Raw genomic sequence first — 11,431 nt, forward strand, 5'->3', positions numbered from 1 at the left:
CAACCCCTAGAGCCGCAGCCCTAAAAAGCTTAAACCTAAAGCCCCGAGAAAATCGGGGTTTTATCGTAGGTACTTTTCCATCAGCATCACCAACCTGGACACGTTGATGGGCTTTGCAATATGGTCGTTCATGCCCGAACGCTTGGAAGTTTCCATATCTTCGGTAAAGGCATTGGCACTCATGGCCACAATAGGAATCGTGGTCGCATCAGGCTTTCCGGAACTACGGATAGCGCGTGTGGCCTGATGTCCATCCATCATAGGCATCTGGATATCCATGAAGATCATGTCGTAATATCCCGCGTCGTGCTCCTCGTACATCGAGAAGGCTTCCTTGCCGTTCCAGGCGGTCTCGAAGTTGATCTTCGTCGTCGCAAAGAATTCCTTGGCGATTTCCATGTTCAGTTCGTTGTCTTCTACAATAAGAATTCGCTTGTCCGAGAAATCCTTCTGCAGGAGCTGATCCAGCGAAACGTCGTCGACAGAGCCGGCGGACTGTTCCTTTCCGACCATCAGCTTGAAGGGAACTTCGATCCTGGAGCCCTTGCCCAGAACGCTATCGACCCTGATATCGCCATCCATCATGCGGGCAAGGCTTCGGGCAATAGACATCCCCAGGCCGGTCCCCTGGATAGCCCTCTTGTTTTCGTCGAGCTCGTCGCGGGAGAAAGGTTCGAAAATCTTTTCCAGATACTTCGGATCCATGCCCAGGCCGTTGTCTTCACAGACAAACAAGTAATCTGCAAAGCCGATCGTCGAAGACGGGAGTTCCGAAAGCGTGGCCTTGATGGTTCCGCCCTCGGGTGTATACTTGATTGCATTAGAAAGAATATTCAGAATCACCTGGCGCAGGCGAAGGGGATCGCCCACGGCATTCATGTTCCGCAGGCCGCTGTAGTCCACCACGAAGTTGTGATGCTTCTGGCTAGCCAGGGACTGGGCCATATTGGTAATGTCGATGAACATCTTGTCGATAGCGAATTCTTCCCTGTTCAAGGTGGTTCTGCCCGACTCGATTCGAGAAACATCCAGCACGTCGTTGATCAGCGAAAGCAGGTGGTCGCTGGCCCCCGAAATCTTCTTGAGGCAATCCTTCAGCTTTTCAGGGTCATCCAGGTGGGCCGTCGCAATAGCCGTCATACCGATAATGCCGTTCATGGGCGTACGGATATCATGGCTCATGCTGTTCAAGAAGGTGGTCTTCGCGCGGCTTGCTTCCTGGGCTGCAGCCAACGCAATCTTCAGATGGTCATAACTACTTTCCAGCTGACGGTTAGCCTTCTTGTACTTCATCTCAGACCTGAAAGTACGAACCAAAAGAACCACGATCACAAACAGAACAGAACCACCCACAATCATGAAAGTCAGATAGTTCTGCTTGATCACGTCGAGGAACGAAGTATTGTAATCCTGCAGGGCGCTGCTGGTAAGGGCCGCATCCAGTTCCTCCCTGGGAATCAGCGAAATGCAGCGGTTCAAAATAGAGTAGAGGATCAGGTCGTCGTTCCTAACCGCAAAAGAAAGCTTCATGATATGGCTGGTGGCGATCCCGAACAAGTTGAGTTCGTCCAGCTTGCGCTCAAAATGCTTGATGCGGAAGTTGCTGACCAGAAGCGTCGTGGCCTTCTTCTGGGAAACATACCTCAAGGCATCGTCAGTAGTCGCCACAATGACCGGCTTCCACTTGGGGAAGTGTACCTGCAAGAAACTTTCGTAATTGGGATTATCCCTGTTGACCGCCACCACATTCTCGTTCACCACAGAGAAATTCTTGTAGTTATCCTTGTGGACAATCGCATACATGTCGGTACCGGCAAAAGACTTCGTAGAAAGGACCCCCGCCTTTTCGGAATCGTACGGATCCAGGTTGATGGGGAACACGCAATCCACGTCGCCGCGCTTCAAGGCATCCAGCGAAGCCTGGGTCGAAGCAAAAGCCACCGGTTCGAACTTTATAGAGGCATTCTTGAACACCGAAGACATCATCTTCAGATAATCGCTGAGCGCCCCCTTAAGCTCCCCCGTCTTTTCATCCTTGGCGCAAAAGGCCATGTAGTTGTCGCGGTAGCCCACCTTGATGGTCCTACGCTTCTTGAGCCATTCCAGCTCGTTTGCGTCCAGGAACTTGTTGTTCCTGAGATTGTCAACATACTTCTTGTAAAGATCCTGGGTGTAATAGCCGTTGGTCCTGAACACCGCCGCCATGGCACGGTTCAGTTCTTCTAAAAGGTCAGGGCGTTTCTTGTTGACGCCAAAGAAAATATCAGATGAACCAATTTCCGTCTGAGGTACCATCTGCTCAACCGTCTCATAGGCATCGCCACTGACAATGGCATCCAGCTTGCCGCTATTGAGCATGGCCGCCTGCACCGACTCGTCATCGACCAGTTCCACAATCTTTGTCTTGATTCCCATCTGGGATTCCCACTTCTTGAAAATCCCGACCTGCACGCTCCCCTTGTTGACCCCCACAATCTTGCCCTCAAGATTCCTTACATCGGCAAAGGAGGCCCCCGCCGCCAGGGGTGCATAAAGCAGGTACTTTTCTACACCCATGGCATAAGACGAAAAAAGAATGCTGCGGGTGCGATCCTCCGTAAAGGACACATCCGACAGAAGGTCAATCTTGCCCTCCTTGAGCATCTGGAACAAGTTGGGCCAGCTATCCTCTACATACTCATAACGCCAGCCCGTGTAAGTGGCGATATCCCGCTGGAATTCATACGCATAGCCGGAAAGTCGCCCGAATTCATCCCTGTGGCAAAAACGGGAGTCGAAACACCCCACGCGCACCACCTTCTCTGCAAACGCAGAAAGGCAGAAACTCAACAAAACCAAACAGAAAACATACTTTTTCATTGCATCAAAAAACAATAGTCAAAAAAAAAGGCGGTGTCAAACCGCCCCGCCTACAAAAGCCCCCAATTTAGCCTAGTAACGGACATCCGTACTCTTGACATATTCCTCGTAAAGCACCAGACCCTCGGCGCGGTCGCACTCCTCGGGCTTCAGGGGATTATTGTAGAATTGGTCGTCGCGGAACCCGATCTTTTCGGTATCTTCCAGGTTGCAGGCATAATAGCACTTGGTCATGTTAGACCACTGAATGGCCCCCATGCACATAGGGCAAGGGTACCCCGTGGTATAAATCTCGCAACCCGTCAGGTCGAAAGTCCCAAGGTTCTTGCAGGCGTCGCGAATGGCCATCATCTCGCCATGGCAAGTAGGGTCGGCATTCTTGAGCACCTGATTGTGGCCGGCACCCACCACCTTGCCATCCTTGACAACAACAGCCCCGAAAGGGCCGCCATGCTTATGCTCGATACCCACGCGGGCCTCGTCGATGGCGATTTTCATAAACGGATTCATGGTGAACCTCCTAGATTTCCAGTGGCACAGGAGCGTCGTGTACGAGAGTATCCGGCGTTACCTTACAATCATACACAAAAATCTTGACGCCGGCATCCCGGGCGGCCTTCAAGGCTATTCCAAATTGAGGGTGAGTCTCTACGTTAGGCGAAAACTTGCGGCAACCCTTCATCTGAATCAAGAACAGGATGCCACATTCGTAAGGGGTACCATCTTCGGCACGATGCCCATGGCGAAGAATATCCGCCAGCTCCGTCAAGTGCTTTACCCCCCCGTTCCGTAGGGGCGTCGGGGAACTTGGCGTGGCCCCCGGATTCCAGGGTGCAGCCCTTCACCTCCACGAACATCTTTCGGCCGCTGAACTCCACATAAAAATCGAAACGGGACTTGCCATAAGTAAATTCCGGCCGGAGCAAGGTGATACCCGGGAAAATCTCTCCGTGGGCGCGGATCCACTCGGCAGCCACCTTGTTGGGCGCCTGGCTATCCATATTGATCAGCAGGTCCCCCTTTTCGACAGCGATCAAGTCGTAGGGAGTCTTGCGGGCCGGATTCTCCGACTTCTCAAGATAAACGGTGCAACCGGGAACCAGAAGCTCCTTGCAACGCCCCGTGTTCTTGACATGGACAACCGTATCGACCCCACCCAACTCTACATGGGCAATAAACCGGTTAGGACGGCTAATAAATTTGGCGGGGACGACGGTGGAATAACGCATACTTTATATACAACCTAAGGGTTGGGTTCTGCAACAGGTACCGCAGGCTTGTTCGTCACCACCACATACAAGGTATCGTGGACCACCACCGTGTCGCGCACATAGACCGTATCGGCCCTGCAGGCCAGATCCGCAGAAGAAGAACTCAAAACTGCCGCCGATGATTTCGGAGGTGCCGCAAGCTGCGTCGGAATCGCCGCAGACGAACTCGGGCTTGCCGCAGGCTGGCTCTTGTACACCGCAATCAGGGAATCGCGGGAGGCGCCCAGGGCCACCAGCTCCTTCTTGTACCGTTCCTTGTTCGCCGGACGGCGTTCGCGGGAATACTTCCCCTCCACCTTGCTGATCTTGGACTCCAGACCATGAATCTCGTCGCAAATGGGCCCCTGGCAGTCAAAAGACTCCGTAGGGCTAAAGAAATCCTTAAACTTGTCCCACATGGACTTTTCTGCGAAAGCAGAACCCACAACGAACAAAACACCCGCAAAAACGCCGACAACAATACGATTTGACATAAATAATCCCCAATACGAGATGACACAATGATAGAAAATTACTACATTACAAAACAACGCGGAAGTAGCTCAGTTGGTAGAGCGCGACCTTCCCAAGGTCGATGTCGAGGGTTCGAGACCCTTTTTCCGCTCTAAATCAAAAGGACCAGGATTTTTCCTGGTCTTTTTTTATGGTTGTAGAATTTGGTATTAAGAACGTCAATAAGTCTTCAAATAAAAAAGACCCACCGTGGTCCGCTCTTATCGCTAAGATCGCGTGGTGGGTTCTATCGTTGTTAATGTACGTTTATAGAACTACATTTTGCAAACAACTGTTGACACCCCCACCCCTTGCACGGGCAAAAAGTTTTGTGTATCTTTTAGAACGAATGAGTAATCCCCATGCGTGGGGCAAGTAAAACTCTCTGCTTGACGTCGTTGCCTTAACATACAATCTGGCAACAGGAACCCTATGGGGAGGCCGGCCCCTGACGATCAACGTAGGGCACCAAAGGCACAAAGTCAGGGAGAAATTATGGCAACCTCTAGCATTACGCACAATTTCGTGTTTGACGCCGAAAGCACTCAGCGGTTCGCTGACCAGCTCGAAGCCGCCGAACGCGACGCCCAGAAACCCATTCCCCAAATCGCAAGATTTGTGACGGACCCCAAGGAAATCCTTGCTTTTATGTCAAAGCAAGGAAATAATGGGTAATAATTACACCGTCATCAATCTCAAACAATATCTAGACGCAAAAGGCAAAAATCTTCTACCGGATGACCAAATCTACAAGGATTTTGGTTCATTTTCGTGTGGTCCCAATGCAGATGTAGAGCGTTTTCTGCTCAATAATTCCATTTCTTTTTCACGAAAGAAACAGTCTGTGAGCTATTGCGTTTATGATGGCGACAAACATCTTGTCGGCTATTTCGCTCTTGCCGTAAAGCCAGTCACATTCCGTAGCGAGGTTCTTAGCAAAACCGCTCGAAAGGTGGTTGAACGTGTCAGCAAGTACAATGCAAATACAAAGGAGTATAGCGCCAGCGGGTATCTCATTGCGCAACTGGGAAAGAACTTTCGTATTGCGAAGGAACTTCAGATTTCCGGTTCTCACTTGTTGAACATTGCGATAAACTCGATTCAGCAAGCCCAGAACCTTGTGGGCGGCACCATCGTATTTCTGGAATGTGAAAACCATCCGAAACTGATGAATTTTTACGAGCAAAATCTTTTTCGACATTTTTCCTCAAGAATCACAGACAACCCAAACACCGAAGGCCTGGTGCTAAACCAGATGTTCAGACTTATTTAAAGGAAACAATATGTCCGGCGGATAGAAACCTGGACCAAGTTCGAGCCTTTACCTAAGGAGGTACTGAAGGTTTACGAACAGGCATACAAAGCAATCTACAAGGCAAACATTTACGCCCGCAGAATTGACTGGCTAGAATCTGGAGACGATGGCGAAGAAACTTTTCTTAAAAGAACAAGAGAGGAACTGGAAAACGCGAAACAATGGTTTAAAATTTGTTTTAAGGAACAAGTTGACAAAATGGATTGACATATAACCAAAAACTGGTTATATTTAAAGGAGGTGAACATGTATAGCGTGGTAATGAAACGGAAAGTCGCAAGACTTGCCGCCAAAATGCCCATACAGGAACGTAGAAAATTTGAAATTTTGTTACAATCATTAAAAAATAGCGGACCAGAGCAACCCACTTTTTCAAATTACTCAAAATTATCAGAAAATACATATCATTGCCATTTATCCTACAAATGGGTCGCTTGCTGGAAAAATGAAAACGGGTCTTTAACCATAGAGGTTTATTATGCTGGTAGTCGTGAAAAAGCCCCATATTGAAATTCGCTCAAAGCGCATTCCTTCCGTTCTGCTGAACTTTCTTCACAAGCAGTATAAGCCAGAAAACATCATGGAAATTGAAGAATTTGGCGATGACGAGGAGTTTGTCCCATTTGAGGAAACCACCCTGCATAAAAACACATGCCAAAAATCCTCTCCCGGTGAAATGATTGTTGCCGCAAGAGGCCTATGTAATTGGACACAAGCCCAACTTGCCGAAAAACTGAATGTCGCCGTGCAAAACGTTTCCGAAATGGAACGCGGAAAACGTCCGGTATCCAGGAAAATGGCCGTAAAATTGGGAGAAATATTCGGATGCGCCCCTAGCACATTCTTCGCCTTCCCAGAGAATCTGTAATTCGTTCAAAAAAATCCCCACCGTGATCCGCTCTTATCGCTAAGATCGCGTGGTGGGTACGATTGCCGGGAATCTACTCTCCATCAAAAAAACTAAGGTCTTAATGCGTTAAATGTTCAACTTCAACATTATCTTTTGTTGCACAAAGAATAATACCGACCGAACGATTTTCACCCTCCCCGCGCTCCAGGCGGTCAAGCAATGAAAGATAATAGTTCATCTTGCCTACATATTCCGGCTTAAATTCACCCACTTTCAAATCAATTGCCACCAAACATTTCAGTTGCCTATGGAAGAAAAGCATATCTACCCTGCTTGCTTTCCCGTTGAATTCCAGCTCATGCTGATTTCCAATAAAGGCAAAGCCCTTTCCAAGTTCCAAAAGGAACTGTCTAACCTTTTCAACAAGTTTTCGTTCCAGTTCCAACTCCATTACCGGCTCTGTAATTCCAAGGAAACCCAAGTTATAAGTGCTGCGAAATGCTTCGTTCGCAAATTCCGCCTGACCTTCGGGCAACGTGTCCTTGAAGTTGTTTTGAGGGCGGTTAAGAGCAGCACGTTCATACATTTGCATTTTCACGGCGATTATCAGCAAATCACGCGTCCATCCCTTGGCAACGCACTCATTTGCATAGAAAAGGATTTGATTGTCGTCAAAATTTTGGCTTAAAAGAAAAAGATTTTGCCCCCATGTCAAAAGTGCTACGCTCCGTAGCACTTTTTCAGCGGAGTTACAATATCGTACATAATATTTTTCATATTCCGACGAACAACAGAATTTCCATGCTTACTATCGAGTTTGCGTTCATGCAACATTTTCCCGATTTCCCAATAAGCGGCGTTTTCACCAACATTTAGTTGACGGGCAACGTTTACACGAGCCTGTTTAATTACTGCAACAGTCTGTTGCAGAATTTCACCATATTCAGATTCTACCTGCATAACAATCTTTTTTGTCATAATATTCTCCGTACGTTTAAACCACCATTTCCCCACGCCGGGAAAATGGTCGATAGCATTCTTTTTGATTATAAAGATGTTCCCTACATTGCGTAGAGATTGGAGGTTCTAGCCACATTGTTGGCGAGGGTCTTCCTCGGCGTTACCTGGCGCGATGCACATTTCGGCGATCTCACGCTCTTGAGCAGGCTGCGTCTCCTGCCAGCTATCCAACAACATCAACCAGATGGTTAATGAACCTTGCCGCGAATGCACGTACGGACTTTTGCAAGTCTATGTCGACTGTCGCAAGGAGTGATGAATCATGGAATAAATATAATTAAAGATTTTGACAGTAAAGTGTCAAAAACTTTCTTCGGGCGGCCCGGCGCAGAAAGCGCCGTCACGATCGTTGCCGCGATGCGGGAAGGGAACGCAACAACATGGAAAATGAATTCTTTGAGAGAAAAAACACACACCTTGCATAGTAAAAAAATTTTGTATATCTTTTAGGGTGAATGAGTAATCCCCATGCGTGGGGCAAGTAAAACTCTCTGCTTGACGTCGTCGCCTTAGTTCATGACCTGGCGACAGGAACCCTATGGGGAGGCCGGCCCCAGACGATCAACGTAGAGCTCCCAATACAAAAATATGACAGAAAGGGAGACGAAAATATATCTGGACAACTGTTGTTATAATCGTCCTTACGACAACCAATCTCAAATCCGTGTTGCCTTAGAATCTCAAGCTAAACTTCATGTTCAATCACAAATCAAAGAAGGAAACTTATCACTGGTTACTTCATTTGTTTTAGAATTTGAGAATCTCAAGAATCCACATCTTGACAGACAATGTTCAATAGCAGATTTTTTTAAGTATTCAAAGGAATACATTGACATCGGAAAAAGAACTCTGATTGAGCATGCGGCAGCAGAAATTGTTGCAACTGGGGTGAAATTTATGGATGCATGCCATGTGGCGTGTGCAGAACTTGCAAAATGTGATTATTTTTTAACCACAGACAAGAGGCTTTTGAAGTACAAAAGTTCTACAATGAAACTTGTCAATCCAATTGATTTTCTTTTTGAACTGGAGGGCAACTACAATGGAAACTAAAGACGTGAAAACACCCTCTACCATGGAAATTCTCAACAAGGGCATGAAATGCCTTACTGAACATTTGGGCGTTGTAGATGCAGAATACTTTATCTCGGCGGTAAAGCGAGAGAACTTCGACTACACAGAGTGGCGAAAAACAGCCTTTAATGAGTATAAATCTCTAAAAGATCTGCTAGATGATGCCGAACGGACTCTTAAAAAGGAAGATGTCGGCTAAATCTACTGTGTAAAACCAATCTTTTTTCGGTTGAAGACCGGGCTGACACTTGTTGTCAGCCCTTTTAAATTATCTTTTATGTTCAAAGAAAAGGAACGTTTTTCTTGAACACTCCGAGGTGAGTCATGGCTCTTCCAAATTATTCTGAATTTGAAAAATCGAATAAAACCGCCTATTGGGATGACGCCATAGAATCTAAAATCGAATATCGCCCGCAATTCATATCCAACGAACCTGGCAATACCATGCAGGCGTTCTTGGACAGATCTTTAGCTGATTGCGATGAATTCATCATTAGCGTAGCCTTTATTACTCGTGGCGGTTTGGCTCCTTTAATGCAAACGCTGCTAGACCTAGAAAAACATGGCGTAAAAGGAAAAATTTTAACTACAGATTATCTCTCTTTCACAGAACCTGAAGCATTAAAATCTCTTCTAAAACTTTCAAACATCAAACTAAAGATGTTCTGCTGCAACGGCAGCACCAAAGGTTTCCACACCAAAGGATACATTTTCAAGAAAGATGAGATTATCAGCATTTCCATTGGAAGTTCCAATCTAACTCAGGGTGCAATAGTTTCCAACAAAGAATGGAATACAAGTTTTTCCACGTCCGGAAACGGCGAAATCTACAAACACATTATAAACGATTTCAATTCCCTGTGGGAAAACGAATACGCTATTGAGGTCAACGAAGAAAATCTTAGCAACTATAGCACCCTTTACAAAGAAAATAAGCGGCTCGAGAAAGAAAAAGCCCGCATTCTTAGCGAATCTAAAATAGTCTCTGTAGAGCAGATAAAACTTTCACCGAACTCCATGCAAATCGCATTCATTAACAAGTTGAATGACATGCGTAATAAACAACTGTTGACAAGCCCTTCAAAATGTCAGAATATGGCATGCGAAATTAGGTAGATTATGGGGAATACAAAAAAGGAGACTTCTCATGAAATTCGCATGGATTTTGGCCCTCGTGATGGCCGCAAGCAGCTTCGCCCTGGACACCTATGAATGCAAGGACCTGTACGGCCTCCCCGGACGGGCATCCTACTTCATCGTACCCATCGGGACCCGCGAAAGAGCGAGTTATACAGAGTACGACGACAAGAAAGTCTGCGAAAGGGACGCGGCCCAAATGGAGGCTCACGGAAACGCACACAAGAAAAAGCCAATGCCAAAAGATGACGAAGGCGACAACGCCGGCGGCTTCGTAGAAACCCTGGTCGGTCTAATGAACGAAATGAAAACAGAACAGGGCTGGCGACAAAGCGACGGCACCCTGCTCTGGGAAAAGCTTAGCGAAGGCGGCTACTACTGCTACGACAAAAACGGCATGAATGCCGTTAAGCGAGTCAAGGAAGCGAAATGGTGTAAGTAAAAGAAAAGGTCGTCGGCATTAAGTCGTCGACATCGCTTTTAGTTTTCTTTAAAGCATTACAATCGTCATTTTCACTTATGTTCTTACTTGGCCTCACAAGGTAATCATGTTAATAAATCATTCAATAGTGAGGGCAAATCATTATGATTATTATACCAAATACAATTGATCCCAAAATCACGCATTGTTCTTTCCATAAAAGATTCATATCCAGGCCTGCTCGGCTCCCTTATCAAAAATACGAAATGAACACGTCCTACTTCGCTATCGTTTCCTGCAGACAAATCTAATAATCGTCTCAGATTAGGATCTGTCATTGAAAGACCAATGAAGAAACAAACATTCCTATTCAAAGCATGGAGTTGTTCAACACTACCCCAATTATTACTTTCTCGATAAATATCATGGTATTCCTTCTCACCAAGTACAATTATAGAGGAAGCTCCATTTTTTGTTCTAGGAAGATAGCCATGAACATGATAAATTGGAGTCTTTACACCGTTCGGCACACGAGAGAGTCCATATATGGGATAACAAACGTTGTTAGAATATACACCTAACTCCGTCTCAAGTAAATCGTCATAATTATATGTTACAACACTTTCAACATTACATTGCTTAATTATTCCCGCAATAGATGTAATTAACGCCGATTTTTTTAGATTTTGATACAAAAAAGATTTCACATCCTGCGTCAAGTCATTAAAATTATTCTTATATAAATCAATTAAATAACGTCCCTGCACAACATTGTCTGCAACTCCGTTCAATGGCCTAATCCCTCTCGCCTTGGTAAGGTGACATAGTAAATTATCCCAGTTTCCAACTCCAGCAGAAGCGCTTACTCCCGCCCCAAGAAACAATGATACATTTCCTTCTTTGAGGCATCATCAACATGTGTGGAAGCATTTAGGCAGCCTTGCTAGATGATTCTCTCGATTCCGATTCCCATTCGTAGGCTATCTTTACAT

The 11,431-nt window shown here is 46.3% G+C and carries 14 protein-coding genes, 1 tRNA gene and 1 pseudogene; 9 read left to right on the forward strand and 7 right to left on the reverse strand.

The genetic code is table 11. The features are described from left to right. Nucleotides 1-60: 60 nt before the first annotated feature. From B7992_RS07115 to B7992_RS07130, 4 genes and pseudogenes are all read right to left on the reverse strand, one after another. The gene (locus B7992_RS07115) at nucleotides 61-2,859 is read right to left on the reverse strand and encodes a transporter substrate-binding domain-containing protein (protein ID WP_088665898.1); all 2,799 of its coding nucleotides are present in this window, start codon (nucleotides 2,857-2,859) and stop codon (nucleotides 61-63) included. 72 nt (nucleotides 2,860-2,931) lie between these two features. After that, the gene (locus B7992_RS07120) at nucleotides 2,932-3,369 is read right to left on the reverse strand and encodes a nucleoside deaminase (protein WP_073159491.1); all 438 of its coding nucleotides are present in this window, start codon (nucleotides 3,367-3,369) and stop codon (nucleotides 2,932-2,934) included. 10 nt (nucleotides 3,370-3,379) lie between these two features. Then, nucleotides 3,380-4,088, reverse strand: a pseudogene (gene sfsA, locus B7992_RS07125) (DNA/RNA nuclease SfsA). A gap of 14 nt (nucleotides 4,089-4,102) precedes the next feature. Beyond that, nucleotides 4,103-4,603, reverse strand: coding sequence for a hypothetical protein (locus tag B7992_RS07130; RefSeq protein ID WP_073237287.1), 501 nt, complete (start codon nucleotides 4,601-4,603; stop codon nucleotides 4,103-4,105). Between the two features lie 58 nt (nucleotides 4,604-4,661). Here B7992_RS07130 and B7992_RS07135 point away from each other — a divergent pair. The 5 genes from B7992_RS07135 (at nucleotide 4,662) to B7992_RS07160 (ending at nucleotide 6,805) form a co-directional block, all read left to right on the forward strand. Beyond that, a tRNA-Gly gene (locus tag B7992_RS07135) sits at nucleotides 4,662-4,734 on the forward strand. Nucleotides 4,735-5,117: 383 nt separating this feature from the next. After that, a complete protein-coding gene (locus B7992_RS07145) occupies nucleotides 5,118-5,297 on the forward strand; it encodes a hypothetical protein (protein WP_073159481.1) in 180 nt (59 codons plus the stop codon). Further along, complete coding sequence (locus tag B7992_RS07150; protein ID WP_088665900.1) at nucleotides 5,290-5,895, forward strand: GNAT family acetyltransferase; 606 nt, start codon at nucleotides 5,290-5,292, stop codon at nucleotides 5,893-5,895. Before B7992_RS07145 ends, B7992_RS07150 begins: the two co-directional genes overlap by 8 nt. A 288-nt stretch (nucleotides 5,896-6,183) precedes the next feature. After that, nucleotides 6,184-6,447, forward strand: a complete 264-nt coding sequence (locus B7992_RS07155) for a hypothetical protein (protein ID WP_088665901.1) — start codon at nucleotides 6,184-6,186, stop codon at nucleotides 6,445-6,447. Continuing rightward, complete coding sequence (locus B7992_RS07160) at nucleotides 6,428-6,805, forward strand: helix-turn-helix domain-containing protein (protein WP_217897586.1); 378 nt, start codon at nucleotides 6,428-6,430, stop codon at nucleotides 6,803-6,805. Before B7992_RS07155 ends, B7992_RS07160 begins: the two co-directional genes overlap by 20 nt. 100 nt (nucleotides 6,806-6,905) lie before the next feature. Here B7992_RS07160 and B7992_RS07165 read toward each other — a convergent pair whose 3' ends face one another. Both B7992_RS07165 and B7992_RS16955 read right to left on the reverse strand, forming a co-directional pair. Further along, complete coding sequence (locus B7992_RS07165) at nucleotides 6,906-7,523, reverse strand: PDDEXK nuclease domain-containing protein (RefSeq protein WP_254917646.1); 618 nt, start codon at nucleotides 7,521-7,523, stop codon at nucleotides 6,906-6,908. Continuing rightward, entirely contained in the window at nucleotides 7,508-7,765 is a 258-nt protein-coding gene (locus tag B7992_RS16955; protein WP_217897588.1) for a hypothetical protein, read from the reverse strand. Before B7992_RS16955 ends, B7992_RS07165 begins: the two co-directional genes overlap by 16 nt. A gap of 630 nt (nucleotides 7,766-8,395) precedes the next feature. Between B7992_RS16955 and B7992_RS07175 the strand changes: the two genes are divergently transcribed. The 4 genes from B7992_RS07175 (at nucleotide 8,396) to B7992_RS07190 (ending at nucleotide 10,460) form a co-directional block, all read left to right on the forward strand. After that, nucleotides 8,396-8,860 carry a hypothetical protein gene (locus B7992_RS07175; protein WP_073237282.1) on the forward strand — a complete coding sequence of 155 codons (465 nt, stop codon included), beginning with the start codon at nucleotides 8,396-8,398 and terminating at the stop codon, nucleotides 8,858-8,860. Further along, entirely contained in the window at nucleotides 8,850-9,080 is a 231-nt protein-coding gene (locus B7992_RS07180; protein ID WP_073237279.1) for a hypothetical protein, read from the forward strand. The genes B7992_RS07175 and B7992_RS07180 overlap by 11 nt, the downstream gene beginning before the upstream one ends. A 125-nt stretch (nucleotides 9,081-9,205) precedes the next feature. Next, entirely contained in the window at nucleotides 9,206-9,997 is a 792-nt protein-coding gene (locus B7992_RS07185; RefSeq protein WP_088665903.1) for a phospholipase D-like domain-containing protein, read from the forward strand. 31 nt (nucleotides 9,998-10,028) lie between these two features. Beyond that, a complete protein-coding gene (locus tag B7992_RS07190) occupies nucleotides 10,029-10,460 on the forward strand; it encodes a hypothetical protein (protein ID WP_088665904.1) in 432 nt (143 codons plus the stop codon). Between the two features lie 104 nt (nucleotides 10,461-10,564). On the opposite strand, the gene B7992_RS07195 is transcribed toward B7992_RS07190, so the two are convergent. Then, the gene (locus B7992_RS07195) at nucleotides 10,565-11,230 is read right to left on the reverse strand and encodes an SIR2 family protein (RefSeq protein ID WP_176421876.1); all 666 of its coding nucleotides are present in this window, start codon (nucleotides 11,228-11,230) and stop codon (nucleotides 10,565-10,567) included. Nucleotides 11,231-11,431: the final 201 nt, after the last annotated feature.

It is taken from the genome of Fibrobacter sp. UWH1, from assembly GCF_002210365.1.
In the GTDB taxonomy this organism is placed as follows: Bacteria; Fibrobacterota; Fibrobacteria; order Fibrobacterales; family Fibrobacteraceae; genus Fibrobacter.

Coding starts and splice junctions, on each gene's coding strand:
- B7992_RS07115 (WP_088665898.1), bottom strand. CDS start 2,859: ATGAAAAAGTATGTTTTCTGTTTGGTTTTGTTGAGTTTCTGCCTTTCT.
- B7992_RS07120 (WP_073159491.1), bottom strand. CDS start 3,369: ATGAATCCGTTTATGAAAATCGCCATCGACGAGGCCCGCGTGGGTATC.
- B7992_RS07130 (WP_073237287.1), bottom strand. CDS start 4,603: ATGTCAAATCGTATTGTTGTCGGCGTTTTTGCGGGTGTTTTGTTCGTT.
- B7992_RS07145 (WP_073159481.1), top strand. CDS start 5,118: ATGGCAACCTCTAGCATTACGCACAATTTCGTGTTTGACGCCGAAAGC.
- B7992_RS07150 (WP_088665900.1), top strand. CDS start 5,290: ATGGGTAATAATTACACCGTCATCAATCTCAAACAATATCTAGACGCA.
- B7992_RS07155 (WP_088665901.1), top strand. CDS start 6,184: ATGTATAGCGTGGTAATGAAACGGAAAGTCGCAAGACTTGCCGCCAAA.
- B7992_RS16955 (WP_217897588.1), bottom strand. CDS start 7,765: ATGACAAAAAAGATTGTTATGCAGGTAGAATCTGAATATGGTGAAATT.
- B7992_RS07175 (WP_073237282.1), top strand. CDS start 8,396: ATGACAGAAAGGGAGACGAAAATATATCTGGACAACTGTTGTTATAAT.
- B7992_RS07180 (WP_073237279.1), top strand. CDS start 8,850: ATGGAAACTAAAGACGTGAAAACACCCTCTACCATGGAAATTCTCAAC.
- B7992_RS07185 (WP_088665903.1), top strand. CDS start 9,206: ATGGCTCTTCCAAATTATTCTGAATTTGAAAAATCGAATAAAACCGCC.
- B7992_RS07190 (WP_088665904.1), top strand. CDS start 10,029: ATGAAATTCGCATGGATTTTGGCCCTCGTGATGGCCGCAAGCAGCTTC.